13 protein-coding genes are annotated in these 16,669 nt (G+C 68.3%); 6 read left to right on the top strand and 7 right to left on the bottom strand.

Annotation, left to right across the window (positions count from 1 at the left end):
- Window positions 1–37: 37 nt before the first annotated feature.
- Window positions 38–1,252 carry a right-handed parallel beta-helix repeat-containing protein gene (locus DI276_RS46380; RefSeq protein ID WP_112276211.1) on the top strand — a complete coding sequence of 405 codons (1,215 nt, stop codon included), beginning with the start codon at window positions 38–40 and terminating at the stop codon, window positions 1,250–1,252.
- Window positions 1,249–1,893 (top strand): hypothetical protein, encoded by a 645-nt coding sequence (locus DI276_RS46375; RefSeq protein ID WP_112276209.1) that lies wholly within the window; start codon window positions 1,249–1,251, stop codon window positions 1,891–1,893. Before DI276_RS46380 ends, DI276_RS46375 begins: the two co-directional genes overlap by 4 nt.
- On the opposite strand, the gene DI276_RS46370 is transcribed toward DI276_RS46375, so the two are convergent.
- From DI276_RS46370 to DI276_RS46350, 5 genes are read right to left on the bottom strand one after another with little or no spacing between them, the layout of a single operon-like run.
- The gene (locus DI276_RS46370; RefSeq protein WP_112276207.1) at window positions 1,871–2,752 is read right to left on the bottom strand and encodes a ribokinase; all 882 of its coding nucleotides are present in this window, start codon (window positions 2,750–2,752) and stop codon (window positions 1,871–1,873) included. The genes DI276_RS46375 and DI276_RS46370 overlap by 23 nt on opposite strands.
- Window positions 2,749–3,666, bottom strand: a complete 918-nt coding sequence (locus DI276_RS46365) for a substrate-binding domain-containing protein (RefSeq protein WP_112276205.1) — start codon at window positions 3,664–3,666, stop codon at window positions 2,749–2,751. Before DI276_RS46365 ends, DI276_RS46370 begins: the two co-directional genes overlap by 4 nt.
- Before the next feature lie 28 nt (window positions 3,667–3,694).
- Window positions 3,695–4,600, bottom strand: coding sequence for an ABC transporter permease (locus tag DI276_RS46360; RefSeq protein ID WP_112276203.1), 906 nt, complete (start codon window positions 4,598–4,600; stop codon window positions 3,695–3,697).
- The gene (locus tag DI276_RS46355) at window positions 4,597–6,006 is read right to left on the bottom strand and encodes a sugar ABC transporter ATP-binding protein (protein WP_198681318.1); all 1,410 of its coding nucleotides are present in this window, start codon (window positions 6,004–6,006) and stop codon (window positions 4,597–4,599) included. The genes DI276_RS46360 and DI276_RS46355 overlap by 4 nt, the downstream gene beginning before the upstream one ends.
- Window positions 6,003–6,968, bottom strand: a complete 966-nt coding sequence (locus tag DI276_RS46350) for a LacI family DNA-binding transcriptional regulator (RefSeq protein ID WP_232837397.1) — start codon at window positions 6,966–6,968, stop codon at window positions 6,003–6,005. The genes DI276_RS46355 and DI276_RS46350 overlap by 4 nt, the downstream gene beginning before the upstream one ends.
- Before the next feature lie 103 nt (window positions 6,969–7,071).
- On the opposite strand from DI276_RS46350, the gene DI276_RS46345 reads away from it, so the two are divergent.
- Both DI276_RS46345 and DI276_RS46340 read left to right on the top strand, forming a co-directional pair.
- Window positions 7,072–8,886: a DUF2339 domain-containing protein gene (locus tag DI276_RS46345; protein ID WP_112276197.1), complete on the top strand. Its 1,815-nt coding sequence runs from the start codon at window positions 7,072–7,074 to the stop codon at window positions 8,884–8,886.
- Window positions 8,887–8,966: 80 nt separating this feature from the next.
- Window positions 8,967–10,040 carry a beta-propeller fold lactonase family protein gene (locus DI276_RS46340; RefSeq protein ID WP_112276195.1) on the top strand — a complete coding sequence of 358 codons (1,074 nt, stop codon included), beginning with the start codon at window positions 8,967–8,969 and terminating at the stop codon, window positions 10,038–10,040.
- Here the strand turns inward: DI276_RS46340 and DI276_RS46335 are convergent.
- Window positions 9,977–12,094 (bottom strand): MMPL family transporter, encoded by a 2,118-nt coding sequence (locus DI276_RS46335; RefSeq protein ID WP_112276193.1) that lies wholly within the window; start codon window positions 12,092–12,094, stop codon window positions 9,977–9,979. The genes DI276_RS46340 and DI276_RS46335 overlap by 64 nt on opposite strands.
- Window positions 12,095–12,207: 113 nt before the next feature.
- Here DI276_RS46335 and DI276_RS46330 point away from each other — a divergent pair, with 113 nt between their 5' ends.
- Both DI276_RS46330 and DI276_RS46325 read left to right on the top strand, forming a co-directional pair.
- Window positions 12,208–12,927: a TetR/AcrR family transcriptional regulator gene (locus DI276_RS46330; RefSeq protein WP_112276191.1), complete on the top strand. Its 720-nt coding sequence runs from the start codon at window positions 12,208–12,210 to the stop codon at window positions 12,925–12,927.
- Window positions 12,928–13,501: 574 nt separating this feature from the next.
- A complete protein-coding gene (locus DI276_RS46325) occupies window positions 13,502–13,735 on the top strand; it encodes a hypothetical protein (RefSeq protein WP_112276189.1) in 234 nt (77 codons plus the stop codon).
- Window positions 13,736–13,756: 21 nt separating this feature from the next.
- On the opposite strand, the gene leuS is transcribed toward DI276_RS46325, so the two are convergent.
- Entirely contained in the window at window positions 13,757–16,534 is a 2,778-nt protein-coding gene (gene leuS / locus DI276_RS46320) for a leucine--tRNA ligase (protein WP_112276187.1), read from the bottom strand.
- Between the last annotated feature and the right edge of the window lie 135 nt (window positions 16,535–16,669).

Below are 16,669 nucleotides of genomic sequence, written 5' to 3'. Positions count from 1 at the left end.
TGACAGTAGGCCGAACGGCGCACTACGGTGACCGGCTGTGCGCGCTCCGTACACAGTCACAGCACTGCTCCTGGTCGCCGGATGCTCGTCGGCGGCGCAACCGAACCTCGGTCCCGAGATCAACGTCCCGGCCCAGCTGAACACCATCCAGGCGGCGGTGGACGCGGCGCAGGAAGGCGCGACCATCGTCGTCGCCCCCGGCGTCTACAAGGAGTCCGTGCAGGTCAGGACCAAGGGCCTGACGATCAGGGGCACCCAGCGCGGCAGCGTGATCATCGACGGCGAGGTCAAGCGCGCCAACGGGATCGTGGTGACCGCCCCGGACGTGACGGTGCAGAACCTGACCGTCCGCAACCACACGCTGAACGGCGTGCTGGTCACCGGATTGAGTGAAAACGGCGGGATGGGCCGCGGCAGCAACGGCTACACCAAGCTCGACACCCAGAAGTTCCCGCCGCTGCAGGGCTTCCGCGTCTCGTACGTGACGGCCAGCAACAACGCGCTGTACGGCATCTACGCGTTCGACGCCCAGCACGGCGTGATCGAGCAGAGCTACGCGAGCGGCAGCGCGGACTCCGGTTTCTACGTCGGCCAGTGCAAGCCGTGCGACATCGTCGTGCGCGGCAACGTCGCCGAGCACAACGCCGTCGGCTACGAGGGCACGAACGCGTCCGGCCGGATGTACGTGCTGGGCAACAGGTTCAGCAGCAACCGCGTCGGCATGACCTCGAACTCCGACTACCAGGAGGCGTTCGTCCCGCAGGAGGACGCCACGTTCGTCGGCAACCTCGTCTCCGACAACGCGGAGGCACTCTCGCCCGCGCAGGCCGACGGCGCGTTCGGGCTCGGCATGGGCATCGCGGGTGGCACGCGGAACCTGGTGTCCCGCAACCTGATCACCGGCAACCCCGGCACCGGCATCGCGCTCGGGTCCAGCGAGGACCTGCCACCGATCGACAACCGCTTCGACGGCAACGTGCTCACCCGCAACGGCCAGGACGTCCTGTACGTGGCCACGAAACGCGCGCCCGGCAGGAACAACTGCTTCGACCGCGAGCGCTGCTACGAGGGTGTCGGCGCCCCGATGCCGAAACCCGCGGCACCACGCGGAATCCCGTTCAACCAGGTCGCGGCACCGCCCACGCAGCCGGACATGCCCGACGGTCCGTTGCCGGACAAGGCGCCGAACGTCGAGAAGTACGCGGTGCCGACCGAGGACCTGTTCGAGGACCGCGCGGCGGTGCAGTCGTGAAGAGGGCGCTGGCTTTGCTGCTGGTGCTGACGGCCTGCGGTTCGAACGATCCACGCCCGCTCTCGATCCCCGAGGCAGAACGCCTGGCGCTGGTCAGGTTCTCCAACTACACCACCGGGGTCTCCGCGTTCACCGCGTCCGTGCCGTCACCCGGCGGCAAGCTCGTGCTGGACGGCCGCGTCGACTTCGTGAACCACCTCGGCCACGCGGGCATGCGCACGGACGGCCGGGACGACGAGTTCTCCAAGGGCCTCCTGCAGTGGAACCTCGGCCGGATGGCGTTCGCGACGTCGCCGTCGGCCGACTGGCAGGTCCGCGACCTGCAGGAGCGCGGCTCCGAACTCGACGGTGCGCTGCGGCTGCTGGTGAACCTCGGCGCGGACCGGCCGGAGAACGCCCAGCTGCTGCTGCAGAGTTCGGCGCGCTGGCTGCGTGCGGACCGGATCGGCGACACGGCCGTCGACGTCTTCGAGGGGCCGAAGCAGAAGGACGCGGCGGACGCCCGGCTGCGCTACTGGCTCGACCCCGACGGCAAGCTCCGCAGGTTGGAAGCCAAGCTGGGCAATCAGGAGGAGCTCGCCGTCTTCGACTTCACCGGGCCGGGTGAGCCGGTGCAGGTCATCCCGCCGCTAGCGCGCTGACCTCGGCCGCGGTCGGGTAGGAGGGCTGTGCTCCCGCCTTCGTGACGGACAGCGCGGCGACCTGCACGGCGTACTTCGCGGCCTGGACGATGTTGTCGCCCTCGGCCAGCCGCGCGGACAGCGCACCGGCGAACGCGTCACCGGCGCCGGTCGTGTCGACGACCTCGTCGACCTCGATCGACGGCACCTCGACCACGCCGGCCTGCGCCACCACGGCCGCGCCGCGCGAGCCGAGCGTGACGATCGCCGACATCGGGCCGAGCTTCAGCAGATCACGCCAGTCGGAGCCGACGAGTTGCGCGGCCTCGTGCTCGTTCACGATCAGGACGTTCAGCTGCCGCAGCGTCTCCGCGGGCAGCTCGGCCACCGGCGACAGGTTCAACACCGGCCGGACACCTGCACGGGAAGCGGCGTCGATCGCGTGGATCACCGTCTCCAACGGCACTTCCAGCGAGCACGTCAGCACGCTCGCACCGGCGAACGACAGAGCGTCCACATCGGACTTCGAGACGTCCGCGTTGGCGCCGGGCGACACCACGATGGAGTTCTCGCCGTCCGGAGTCACGGTGATGTACGCGATTCCGGTCGGGCGTTTAGAAGTCTTCACGAGCGCGGTGTCCACGCCGGAAGATTCCAGCGACTCGCGAAGCAGCGAGCCGTACCCGTCGCCACCAACGGCACCGATGAGCGAAACGGAAGCACCGACGCGTGCGGCGGCAACGGCGGTGTTCGCGCCCTTGCCGCCGGGCAGCACGACGGTGTCACCGCCGAGCACGGTCTCACCGCCGGCGGGCCGCCTGCCGACCTCGACCACGAGGTCGGCGTTGGCGGACCCGAGGACAAGCAGAGGTTTCGTCACTTGGTGAACTCTGCCACGTTCTGCTTCGTGATGACCTTCACCTCGACGTCCACGACCTGCTGGACGGCTTCGCCCTTGGCAGCCTTGACCGCCTGCTCGACGGCCTTGGAGCCGAGCAGCTTCGGCTGCTGCGCGATGGTGGCGGCGAGCGTGCCGTCCTGGATGGCCTTAAGGCCGTCCGGCGTGCCGTCGAAGCCGACGACCATGACGTCCTTGCCGGCACGGGCGCCGAGCGCCTTGATCGCGCCGAGCGCCATCTCGTCGTTCTCGGCGAAGATGCCCTTGAGGCTGGGGTGACCCTGCAACAGGTTCGTGGTCTCGTTGAGGGCCTTGGCGCGGTCGAAGTCCGCGACGGCGGTGGCGACGACCTTGATGTTGCCGCTGTTCAGGCCCTGCTCGAAGCCCTGGCCGCGGTCACGGGAGGCCGACGCGCCGGAGATGCCCTTGAGGTGCGCGACCTCGCCGGACGTGGCGCGGCCGAGCTCGATGGCCGCGAGGCTGCCGCCCGACACGTTGTTCGAGGCGACCTCGGCGGCGACCTTGCCGCCCTCGACCGCGCGGTCGACCGAGATCAGCGGGATGTTCGCCATCTCCGCTGCCTTGGCGGCCGGCGCGGCCTGCTTGGAGTCGACCGGGTTCAGGATGATGGCCTTGACGCCCTGGGTCACCAGCGTCTGCACCTGGTTGACCTGGTTCGTCGCGTCGTTCTGCGCGTCGACCACGGTCAGCTTGGCGCCGAGCTGGTTCGCCATCTCCTGCGCGCCCTGCTGCAGTTCCACGAAGAACGGGTTGTTCAAAGTGGACACAGCCAGCCCGATGGTGATTTGGCCTCCGGACGCCCCTGTTCCGCTGCACCCGGTCGCCAGCAGCGCAGCGGCACCGAGCGTCAGCGCGATCCGTCGGGTCACCTTCATTGGTGTCTTCCTTACCTGTTGCGGGATATCAGCGACGGCGAAGTGAGTCGAGCAACGCGGCAAGAGCGATCACCGCGCCGATGACGACCTGCTGCCAGAACGGCGGCACTTGCAGCAGGTTGAGGCCGTTGCGCAGGACGGCGAGCACAAGTGCGCCGACCAACGTCCCGGTGGCGCGGCCAACGCCACCGGACAACGACGCACCGCCGATGACGACCGCGGCGATTGCGTCGAGCTCGTAGCCGACCGCTGCCTGCGGACCGGCGGACCCCAGCCGTCCCGCGAGCACGAGGCCCGCGGCGGCGGCGAACAGGCCGCTCAGCGCGTAGATCCAGAGCTTCTGCTTCCGGACGTCGATGCCGCTGAGCTTGGCTGCTTCCTCGTTGCCGCCGATCGCGTACATGCGGCGGCCGAGGTTGGTGCGGGTGAGGATCAGGCCGGTGATGCCGAAGAACGCCAGCATCAGCAGCAGTGGCAACGGCAAGCTCGGCGTGAGGTTCGAGCCGAGGAACGTCACCACGGCGTCAGTCTCGTGCGGCTGACCTTCGGAGAACACCAGCGTGAGACCGCGTGCGACGCTCAGCATGGCCAGCGTCGCGATGAACGGCGGCAGCTTGCCGTAGCTGACCAACGCGCCGTTCACGAGTCCGCACAACGCACCGACGACGAGGCCTAGTGGACCGGCGGTGAGTGCGCCGACCATGGCGGCCAACGCGGCGATGCTGCCCACGGACAGGTCGATGCCGCCCGCGACGACGACGAACGTCATGCCGAACGCCATGATCGCGATGACCGCGGCCTGCACGCCGACGTTGAGCAGGTTCTGCGCGTTGAGGAACGCCGGCTGCATGACCGCGATGACCACCGCGAGCAGCAGAAGGCCTGCCAGCGCGCCGTTCTCGCTCGCGTACCTGCGGATGCTGATCGTGCTCATGCCGAAATCTCCTGCACGGCGAGTGCCATCACCTGGTCTTGGGTCGCGCCCTTGGGCAGCTCACCGGCCACGCGGCCGTGCGCCATCACGACGACGCGGTCGCTCATCCCGATCACCTCGGGCAGATCGCTGGACACGAGCAGCACTGCCCGGCCCTGCGCGGTCATGCGGTTGATGAGCTCGTAGATCTCGACCTTGGCGCCGACGTCGACGCCGCGCGTGGGCTCGTCGAGGATCAGCACCTTCGGGTCGGCCAGCAGCCACTTGCCGATGACGACCTTCTGCTGGTTGCCGCCCGACAGCTCCTTCACCGGCTGCTCGACGCGGCCCTTGATCCGGAGCTTGCCCGCGATGTCGTGCAGGCGCTTCTGGTCGCGGTTCGCGAGCGTCACCAGTTCGAGGTTCTGGCCGACGGTGGCGGTCAGCACGAGGCCCTGGCCCTTGCGGTCTTCCGGGACCAGGCCGAGGCCCGCCTTGATCGCGGCCTGGACGTCGTTGCGGCGCAACGGCTTCCCGTCGACCTCGACGGTGCCGTAGTCGTAGTCGTCCACACCGAACGCGGCCCGTGCGACCTCGGTGCGTCCGGCGCCGACAAGTCCCGCGATGCCGACGACCTCACCCGCGTGGACCTCGATGTTGATGTCGCGGAAGACGCCTCGTCTGGTGAAGTTCGAGAGGCGCAGGAGCGGTTCACCCGGCCGCTGCCTTGCGCGCGGGTACTGCTCTTCGATCGAACGGCCGACCATCAGCTCGATCATGTGCTGGGTGGTGGCGCGCGGTCCGAGGACGCCGACTGACCGCCCGTCGCGCAGGACGGTGATGCGGTCGGCGATGCGCTGGATCTCGTCCAGGTGGTGGGTGATGAAGACGAGCCCGACACCGTTCTTGCGCAGCTGAGCCATGATCTGCAGCAGCCGGTCGGTCTCGGTGTCGGTGAGCACCGCGGTCGGCTCGTCGAGGATCAGCACGCCGGCGTTCTTGTCGAGCGCGCGAGCGATCTCGATCATCTGCTGCTGGGCGATGCCGAGGTCCTTGACCTTGGCGTTCGGGTCGACGTCGAGGCCGACGCGGTCGAGCAGTTCGGGTGCCCGGCGGCGCATCTCGGCGCGGTCGACGAAACCGAACTTGCGCGGGAGCCGGTTGAGGAACAGGTTCTCCGCGACCGACAGTTCCGGGACCAGCGCCAGTTCCTGGTGGATGACCGCGAGGCTGGCGTTGCCCTCGATCGTGCCCGCGTCGGGGCTGTGGATGCCCGCGAGGACCTTGACCAGCGTGGACTTGCCCGCGCCGTTCTCGCCGAGCAGGACGTGCACCTCGCCCGCGTTGATGTCGAGGTCGACACCGTCCAACGCCTTGGTGGTGCCGAACTGCTTGGTGATGCCACGGGCGGTGATCAGGGTTTTCACAGCTCGGCCTCCCCGCACGAGCCGCGCAGCACGAGCTTCGCGGTGAGGCGGACGTCGTCCGGCTGCTGGCCGTTGATCAGGGCGAGCAGGCTGCGGGCGGCCGCGCGGCCCATCTCCACGGTCGGCTGCGCGATCACCGTGATCGGCGGGTCGAGCAGCGGGAACCACGGCTGGTCGTCGAACACGGCGAGCGCGATGTCGTGCGGGATCTGCAGGCCGCGGGCCCTGATCTCGCCCAACGCGCCGAGGCCCATCAGGTTGTCCATGACGACCAGCGCGGTGGCGCCGTCGTCGATCAGCTTGGCGGCGGCCTGGCTGCCGCTCTCCTGGCGGAAGTCGCCGTGCACGACCTGCGCGACGCCACCGAGCGCGGCGGTGAGCACGTCGGTTCGTTCTCTTCCAGTGGAGGTGTTCGGCGGGCCCGCGATCACTCCGATGCGGGTGTGGCCGGCGCCGACGAGCCGCCGGGCGAGCGCGGTCAATGCCTCGCTGCCGTCGGCGCGGACGACGGGGCATGTGGCGCCCCTGACCGTCCGGTCGAGCAGGACGAGCGGAACGCCACCTGCGCTCACTTCGCGAACCAGACTCGGGTCGTCGGTCGCGGGGCACAGCAGGAGGCCGTCCACCCGGCGGTCGAGCAGGGTGCGCACGTACGTCGCTTCCTGCTCGGCGCTCTCGTCGGCGTTCCCGATCACGACGCAGTAGCCGTGTGACCGGGCTTCGTCCTCGACCGCTCTGGCGATCTCGGCGAAGAACGGGTTCAGCAGGTCGCTGATGACCAGACCGAGGGTCTGGGTGCTGGTGGTCCTGAGGGATCGCGCCAGGGCGTTGGGCCGGTAGCCGAGCTCCTCGATCGCGGCGAGCACGCGTTCGCGGGTCTCCGGCGTCGGCGCGGCATGGCCGTTGAGCACGCGCGACACGGTGGCCGTGGAGACGCCTGCGTGCTGCGCGACGTCCTTCATGGTCGTCACGAGGGCGTAGTTAATCGATTACACATGGATCTAGTCAAGCCGGATGAGTAGGTGTACGGATGTCACCAGACGTGCTCTGCCTCACCCTGATCACATGGACGGACAGGATCGCCTCGGGTACGAGCAGCGCCTCGCGCTGGAGCTCGCCGCCATCGGGCAGCGGCTGGTGACGATCAGCTCGGAGATGCGGGAGCGCTCGGCTTCGGTCGCGGTCGCTCCGCCACCTGTGGTGGCACCTCCTGTCGCGGTACCTGCGCCTCCGCCGAGTCCCTGGGCGAACCAGGGTCCGGTTCCGCCCCAGCAGCAGTGGCCGCAACCTCCGCCTCCGCAGTGGCCCGCGCCGCAACCGCCGCCACCGCGCGAGACGTTGTTCGAGAAGCTCGGCAAGGACGGCGCCGGCTCGAAGCTGTTGGCCTGGGTCGGTGGCGCGATCACCGTGCTCGGCTTCGTGCTGCTGCTGATCCTCGCCATCCAGCGTGGGTGGCTCGGGCCCATGCCGCGCGTGATCGGCGGCGCGGTGTTCAGCGGCGCGCTGGTCGGCATCGGCATGTGGCTGCACCGCAACCCGGCCGGGCGCACCGGGGCGTTCGCGTTGGCGGCCACCGGTTTCGCGGGCCTCTACCTCGACGTCATCGCCGCCACGAGCCTCTACGAGTACCTGCCTCCCGGCGTGGGTCTGGTCGTCGGACTCGGCGTCGCGGCGGCCGGTGTCGTGCTCGCGCTGCGGTGGGACTCGCAAACGCTCGCGGTCGGCGTCGTCGCAGCGTGTGCCATCTGCTCGCCGATCTTGACCGACGGCTTCACGGTGCTGCTGGTCGGCTTCCTGCTGGTGCTGAAGATGGCCAGCACGCCGGTCCAGATCCAGCGCAACTGGCCGGGTCTCGCGATCGCCGGCGGCTTCCCGCCGATCATCGCCTCGCTGCTCACCACCGCGAACGCCATCCCTCGGGACTACGAGTGGACCGTCGTCGGAGTCGCCGCCGCCACGACCGTCGTGGGCATCGTGGTCGCGCTGCTGACCATCTGGAAGCGGCCGGACGACGTCGTCGCGGTGGCGCTGGCGGCGGGTTCGGCGCTGCCCTCGTTGTTCGCGACCACGCTCCTCGACGACCCGGTCAACTCCGTGCTCGCGGGTGCGGTCGCCGCGGTGCTGCTGTCGATCTGGATGGTCCCGGACCTGCCGCGTTCGTTCACGACGGCGGCGGGTGCGACGGGCATGCTCGCGTTGTTCCAGACGACCGTGATCGCGCTCGACGGCGACATTCGCACGGCGATCGTGCTGGCCGAGGCGGTGCTGCTGGCGTTCCTCGCGGCCCGGCTCAACAAGAAGAGCGCGCTCGTCGGGTCGATCGTGTTCGGTGTCGTCGGGTTCCTGATGACGGTCGGGCAGGCCGTGCCGATCACGTGGCTGCTGGACGAACCGCGCTACCTCGGCATCGACTCGGGTGACTACGCGGCGGGCCTGGTCACGGCACTCGTGCTGGGTGTCTTCGCGGCCACCGCGCCGTGGGCCGCGCTGAAGATGCAGGTGCTGCGTGAGCCCGCCAGGCACCCGTTCCCGTGGATTGTTTCCGGGCTCGTGTTGCTCTACGGCGCGGCGGGTGCGGTGCTGTGCGCGGCGCTGCTGGTGTCGCCGGACGAGAGCGGATTCCTCTTCGGACACTCGGTGGTCACCGTGTCGTGGACGGTCGCCGCGTTGTTCCTGCTGGTCAAGGGGATCAACAACAAGGCGTTGCGGATCTCCGGGCTGATCCTGGTCGGCGCAGCGGTGATCAAGCTGGTGCTGTTCGACCTGTCCGCATTGGACGGTGTGGCGCGCGTGCTGGCGTTCCTCGGTGCCGGTCTGGTCCTGCTCACCGCAGGCACCCGATACGCCAAGTTGGTCGCGAGCGCGAAGACCCCCGACTAGTACTACGACAAGGCAAAGATTTCGCTCGACCGGGTGACGGAAGTAGATCGAAAGCACCCGGAAGTGGTCCCATCGGGCGTATGGCAAAGCCACGGCTCGTGGCCGCGGTTCTAGCGCTCTCAGCGGCCATCGCGGCGATGGGTGTCGAGCAACGGCACGACTTCACGACCACTTCCACAGCGGCAGCCCCGCGTGCGTACGTGGTCGGCAAGACCGGGCTCGTCCAGGTCGTCGACACCAGAACCGGCACGGTGCTCGCGCACGCTGACACAGCGGGGCGCGCGACGGGTGTCGCCGTGTCGCCGGACGGGCAACGCGTCTACGTCGTCAACGGGTGGACCGGGTCGATCACGGAGGTCGACCCGAACACCGGCGCGGTGATCGACCGGATCTTCACCCAGGTCCAGCTCTCGCAGGCCGCGATGCGCCCGGACGGCAAGCGCTTGTACGTCTCGGCCAGCGGTGGCGTGGCGGTCGTGGACCCCGAGCACTTCCGGCTGGTCGCGGCGGTCAAAGTCGCCGGTCAGCCGCAGGGTCTCGCCGTCCACCCGAACAACCAGATCCTCTACGTGGCCAACGCCCAGGACGGCACGGTCGGCCTGGTCGACACGGCGACCGCGTTCCAGACGTCGACGGTGCAGGTCGGCGGACTGCCACAGCACCTGGCGATCTCACCGGACGGCAAGCGCCTCTACGTGAGCAGCATGCGGCTGGGCGAGCAGACGCCGGGCACGCTGTCGGTGATCGACACGACCACGAACCAGGTCGTCGGTTCGCTGAGCGTGGGCAGGGGAGCGGGCAGCGTCGCCGTCACGCCGGACGGCTCCACCGTCTACCTGGCGCTGCCGAAGGAGAGTTCGGTCGCGGTGATCGACGCGGCGACCATGACGTTGCGCGAACGCCTGCCCATCGACTCGCCGAGCGTCGCCATCGCGCCGGGTGACCCTCGTGTCTTCCTCGCCACCGGCCCGACGACCACGGTGCTCGACAGTTCGAACGCGGTGCTGGCCACGTTCCGGATGAAGTCGGTCGACCTGAGGGAGACGAGGCCGCGCCAGTTCGACGCGGCCATCATCGCCTTCCCTCCGGGTCAGCCGACCGCGACCGGCTCGCGCACCTGGTCGTCGAAGTCGTCGTCGACCGGCTCGTCGTGAAGCGCGAGGCGTTCCTGGATCCGCTTGAGCGGACCGGGTGACCACCACGCGGCGTTGCCGAGCAGTTTGAGCACGGCCGGCACGAGCAGCATCCGGACCACGGTCGCGTCGAGCGCCAGCGCGAGGATCATGCCGACACCGACGAACCGCATCATCGCCACCTGCGAGAACGCGAACGCGCCGGTCACCACGATCAGCAACAGAGCCGCCGAGGTGATCACCCGGCCGGTCTTGGCCAGGCCGGTGCTCACCGCTTCCTCGGTGGTCGCGCCCTGGCTGCGGGCCTCGACCATCCTGCTGAGCAGGAAGACCTCGTAGTCCGTCGACAGACCGAACACGATGGCCGCCATCAGCACGACGATGCCGGACTCGAGCGGCCCCGGCGTGACTCCGAGCAGGTCGGCGCCGTGCCCCTCCTGGAAGATCCACACCAGCACGCCGAACGTGGCGGACAGCGACAGCGCGCTCATGATCACGGCCTTGATCGGCAGCACGACCGAGCCGAACGCCAGGAACATCAGGATCAGCGTCGCGCCGACGAGCAGCGCGACCATCAAAGGCAGTCCGTCCGCGATGGCGTCGAGCGAGTCGGTGACGATGGCCGTGTTGCCGCCGACCAGCACTTCAGCGCCGGTTGGTGCTTGCAGTGCGCGGACGTCCTTGAGCGCCTGCTTCGATTCGTCGCTCAGCGCGTCGTTTTCGAGTCCTGCGGCCGCGGCGGTGACGCCCTTGTCCGCGCCCATCGGCCGGACGTCGCCGATGCCCTTGATGTCCTTGACCTTGTCCAGGTACTCCTGGACTTTTTGCTGGTCGCCACCCTTGATGACGATCTTCAGACCGGTGTTGGAGAGCGCACTGAAGTTCTGGTTGATGTTCTCGGTGGCGACGCGCACGGCGTTGCCCTCCGGCAGGACCTTCTCGGTGACCTGGCCGAACTGGACGTTGAGGAACGGCGCTCCGAGTGCGGCGAGCACCGCGATCAGCGGGACGGCGAACAGCAACGGCCGCTTCATGACCTTGCCGCTCAGGCTGCGCCAGCCGCGCTCGCTCGGCGCCTTCTTGCGCCACGGCATGGCGAGCTTGTCGACCCGGTGCCCGAGCACGCCGAGCAACGCGGGCAGCAGCGTCAACGAGACCAGTGCCGCGATCGCGACCGACGACATGCCGCCGTACGCGAGGGACTTCAGGAAGCCGTGCGGGAAGAGCAGCAGGCCGGCCAGCGCGATGACCAGCAGCGTTGCACTGAACATGACCGTGCGGCCTGCTGACGCGACTGTTCGGCCGACGGCCTGCTCGGTGGTGCGCCCTGCCGCGAGCTCCTCGCGGAACCGGCCGACCATGAACAGGCCGTAGTCGATCGCCATGCCCAGGCCGAGCAGCGACGCGACGTTGACCGCGAACGAGTTGACCTCGGTGAAGATCGCGACGCCGTGCAGCACGCCGAGCGCACCCATGATCGCGAGCCCACCGACGACGACGGGGAGTGAGGCGGCGACCAGACCACCGAAGATGATCACGAGCAGCAGCAGGACCAGCGGCAACGAGAACATCTCGGCCCGCGTCAGGTCGTCCTGCGACATGTCGTTGATGGCCTTCTGGGTGGGCACGAGCCCACCGACCTGCTGAGTCAGCCCGTCGATGGCGAGCTGCTTGCTTATGTCCTCGAACTGCTTGATCTGCTCGTTCGAGTCACCGCTGGTCAACGTGATGGCGACCAGGGCCTGCTGCTTGTCGTCGGACGGCACCGGCCCGTTGACCTTGAGCACGTCGTCCTTGGGGAAGCCGCTGACGTGGTCGGCGACCTTCTTGAGCTCGAGCGGGTTGGCGAAATCGCCGCGGTAAATGACGATCACGTCACCGTTCTGCCGCCCGAACGCCTCCTCGGCTACCTTGTCGGCCCGCGCCGCCTCGCTGGAAGGAGCCTCGTAACCACCCTGGCTGAGCTTGTCGAACACGCCCAGTCCCCACACGCCGCCGACGACGGCGAGCAGTACGGTCGCGATCAACACCACCCACCGGCGGCGATATGCGATAGATCCCCACTTCGCGAACATCGACGACGGCCTCCTGGGTTACCGTGCTGTGAATCCCGTGAACTCTTGTAAACACCGTTCACCAAAAACCGTACGGGGCCGTGGACGGGGTCTACAACCCGATGGAGTGACATATGACCGAGGCCACTCGCCGAGAACGACTCCGCGCGGAGACCGAGCGTGAGATTCGGCAGGCGGCCCGCGCCCTTTTGGTGGAACGCGGCCGCGACGCAGTAACCCTGCGTGCGATCGCCCGCGAACTGGGCATCACCGCACCCGCGCTCTACCGCTACTACGACTCCCACGACGCGCTACTGCGCCAACTCTGCGACGACATCTGCGCGGACATGGCGACCGAGCTCTACGACGCTCTCGCCGAGGACACGTCAGGCCAGGTCGGGTGCCAGGTGCGCGCGGTGTGTCGACGCTTCCGCCGCTGGGCGCTGGCCCACCCGCAGGAGTTCGCCCTGGTCTTCGCCTCGCCACGGGACCCGCTGGGCGCGGACCAGTTCGGCTCGGTGTTCCTGCAGCTGGCCGGTCGGCTGATCGCCTCGAACCTGGTGGCCAAACACGCGGACGACGAGGTGCCCGAGGTGCTGCACGAGGACCTGGTCAGGTTCCAACAGGTCCTGATCGACGCGGTGTCGGTGCACGGGGTCACGGTCGAGGACGACGTCCTGAACTTGGGGAAGATCTACCACGTGGTGCAGTCGTGGGTGCGGCTGTACGGGCACGTGGCTTTGGAGGTGTTCGGGAGGTTCCCGTTCGCGGTGAGCAACCCGGAGCCGATGTTCGACAGCATGCTCGACCAGATGCTGACGGACATCGGGTTCCAGGAAGACGACGTCAGCTGACGTTGTCGCGCACGCGTTGTCGCGCACGCGTTGTCGCGCACGCGTTGTCGCGCACGCGTTGTCGCGCACGCGTTGTCGCGCACGCGTTGTCGCGCACGCGTTGTCGCGCACGTACGCGCGGAACGTACGTGGCGGGTCGGCTCCGCAGCTCCGCAATGGCCTCGGCCTCGGCGGGCGAGCCAGGATCGCCGCCGGACCGAAATCCTCGCCCCGATCTGGGCCGGATCGGGCACCGCTCGCCGACTCCGGGCCGACGACCTGGTAGGTGCTGTGGGTGAGCGCGGCCTTCAGCATCGCAGCCGGGGCCGCACAGGTCGATCCGGCTGACCGCGGTCGGCGCTCGCCACCCCCGCGCCTTTTCCTTGTGACGCAACGCGCGAACCCCCGATTTGGTTCCGCCCTTGTCCACAGGCTACTCGGATCCGGATAACCGCAGGTCGAAACGCCTGAAGCCTGTGGACAACTCGCGATCAAGGCCAGCGTCAACGCGCACTCGGAGAGTCCGGCTCCAAGAGCATCGGCAAGGTCGCCGAGTGCACGGGCCAAGCACTGGGCCCGCCAGTTCGTCAGCGCAGTGCCCACGGCAACGCTGAAGCAGATCAACAAAGTCCTGGGCAAGAACTTCATCACCAAGTACGGCACCAAGCAGGGAATCATCGTGCTCGGCCGGGCAGTCCCGTTCGGCATCGGTGCCCTGATCGGGGGCGCTGCCAACGCCACCGTCGCCACCCTGGCAGTCCGTGCCGCGCGGCGCGCGTTCGGCCCGGCGCCCGAGTCGTGGCCCGAGGCAGAGCCGGCGCAGCCGTAGCCGCGCCGGCTCTTCTCGTTGCTACAGAACGACGTTCACCAAACGGCCCGGCACCACGATCACCTTGCGCGGTTCGCCGCCCGCGACCAGTTCGGCGATCTTCTCCTCGGCCAGCGCCGCGGCCTTGATCTCGTCCTGCGAAGCAGAGGCCGAGACCACGACCCGCGAGCGAACCTTGCCGTTGACCTGGATCGGGTACTCGACCGTGTCCTCGACCAGGTACTGCTCGTCGGCGACCGGGAACGGCCCGTGCGCCAGCGAGTCGGTGCGGCCCAGCTTCGCCCACAGCTCCTCGGCCACGTGCGGGGCCTGCGGGGCCAGCATCAGCACCAGGGGCTCGGCCAGCGCTCGGGGCGTGCCGGAGGCGTAGTGCTTGGTGACGAAGTTGTTCAGCTCGATCAGCTTCGCGCCCGCCGTGTTGTAGCGCAGGTTCGCGTAGTCGTCGTGGACGCCGGCGATGGTCTTGTGCAGCAGGCGCAGCGCTTCGACCGAGGGGGCTTCGTCCGTAACGCGCAGCGAGCCGTCGGTCTCGTTCACCAGGTTGCGCCACAGACGCTGCAGGAACCGTTGCGCGCCAACGACGTCCTTGGTCGCCCACGGGCGGGAGACGTCCATCGGGCCCATGGACATCTCGTAGAACCGGAAGGTGTCGGCGCCGTATCGCTCGCACATCTCGTCGGGCGTGACGACGTTCTTCAGGCTCTTGCCCATCTTTCCGTACTCACGACGGACTTCTTCGCCGTTGTAGAAGTACCTGCCGTCTTCCTCGACGACCTCGTCGGCCGGCACGTAGACGCCGCGCGGGTCGACGTACGCGTACGCCTGGATGTAGCCCTGGTTGAACAGGCGGCGGTACGGCTCGTCGCCGGTCAGGTGGCCCAGGTCGAACAGGACCTTCTGCCAGAAGCGCGAGTACAGCAGGTGCAGCACCGCGTGTTCGACGCCACCGATGTACAGGTCGACGCCGCCGGGGTCGGTCGGGCCGTGCTCGGCCGTGCGCGGGCCCAGCCAGTACTTCTCGTTCTCCGGGTTGACGAACCGCTCGCTCTCGACCGGGTCGACGTAGCGCAGCTGGTACCAGCACGAACCCGCCCAGTTGGGCATGGTGTTCGTGTCGCGGCGGTACGTGCGAACACCGTCGCCCAGGTCCAGCTCGATCGTCGTCCACTCAGTGGCGCGCGACAGCGGCGGCGACGGCTCGGTGTTCGCGTCCTCCGGGTCGAAGGTGCGCGGCGAGTAGTCGTCGACGTCCGGCAGTTCGATCGGCAGCATCGATTCCGGCAGCGCGATGGCGGTGCCGGCCTCGTCGTAGACGACCGGGAACGGCTCGCCCCAGTAGCGCTGGCGGCTGAACAGCCAGTCGCGCAGCTTGAACTGGACGGTGCCGTGGCCGTGGCCGTTCTCCTCCAGCCACCCGATGATCGTCTTCTTGGCGTCGTCGATCAGCATTCCGTCCAGGAACCCGGAGTTGATCGCCGGGCCCTCACCCGTGAACGCCTCGCCCTCGAAGCCCTCAGAGGGCTGGACCGTGCGGATGATCGGCAGGTCGAACTTCTTGGCGAAGTCCCAGTCGCGCTGGTCCTGGCCGGGCACCGCCATGATCGCGCCGGTGCCGTAGCCCATCAGCACGTAGTCGGCGATGTAGACCGGGATCTGCTGGCCGTTCACCGGGTTCGTGGCGTACGCCCCGATGAAGACGCCGGTCTTCTCCTTGTTCTCCTGACGGTCCAGTTCGGACTTCAGGGACGCCGCGCGCCGGTACGCGGCGATGTCTGCCACGCGATCGGGCGTCGCAATCGCGTCCACCAACTCGTGTTCCGGTGCCAGGACCATGTAGGTCGCGCCGAACAACGTGTCCGGACGGGTCGTGAAGACCTCAATGTTCTCGTCTCCCACCGCGAATCGGACTCGGGCACCGTGCGAGCGCCCGATCCAGTTGCGCTGCATGGCCTTGACCTTGTCCGGCCAGTCCAGCCGGTCCAAGTCGTCGATCAGCCGGTCCGAGTACGCGGTGATGCGCATCATCCACTGGCGCAGGTTTTTCCTGAACACCGGGAAGTTGCCACGCTCACTGCGACCGTCCGCGGTGACCTCTTCGTTCGCCAGCACAGTACCCAGTCCGGGACACCAGTTGACGGGCGCCTCCGACAAGTAGGCCAGGCGGAATTCGCCCAAGATCCTTTGCTGGTCGGCAAAAGACAGCTCAGACCACTTGCCACCGTCCGGTACGTCCCGCTCGCCAGACTCGAACTGCGAGATCAACTCGGCGATCGGGCGGGCCTTCTTCAAGTCCTCGTCGTACCAGGAGTTGAAGATCTGCAAGAAGATCCACTGGGTCCACTTGTAGTACTCGGGGTCGATCGTCGAGATGCGCCGGCGCTCGTCGTGGCCCAGCCCCAGCCTGCGGATCTGGCGCAGGTACGTGTTGATGTTGTCTTCGGTGGTCTTGCGCGGGTGCTGGCCCGTCTGCACGGCGTACTGCTCGGCGGGCAGGCCGAACGCGTCGAAGCCCATGGTGTGCAGGACGTTGCGGCCGTTCATGCGGTGGTAGCGCGCGAACACGTCCGTGCCGATGAAGCCCAGCGGGTGGCCGACGTGCAGGCCGGCGCCGCTCGGGTACGGGAACATGTCCTGCACGAACAGCTTGTCCGCGGGCACGTCACCCTTGAGCGCCCCCACGGGGTTCGGCGCGTGGTAGGTGCCGTGGTCCTCCCAGTACTGCTGCCACCGCTGCTCGATCTGGTTCGCCAGCTCGGCGGTGTAGCGGTAGGCGGGGATCTCCGCCGCGTCCGTGCTCATCTCAACGTCCCTCTCACGTCTGTTCCTGCCCCTGACATGACGAAACCCCCAGCCCAGAGAGGGCATGGGGGCTGCCGCGCCGACCGTCTTGCGATCAGGTCTGCGCGGCTAGATAAGGAGCAGGCGGGCCGTGCT

Source organism: Lentzea terrae (assembly GCF_003265345.1).
Lineage (GTDB): Bacteria > Actinomycetota > Actinomycetes > Mycobacteriales > Pseudonocardiaceae > Lentzea > Lentzea terrae.
The sequence above is the reverse complement of the archived record's forward strand: the minus strand, read 5'-3'. Positions and strand labels throughout refer to the sequence as shown.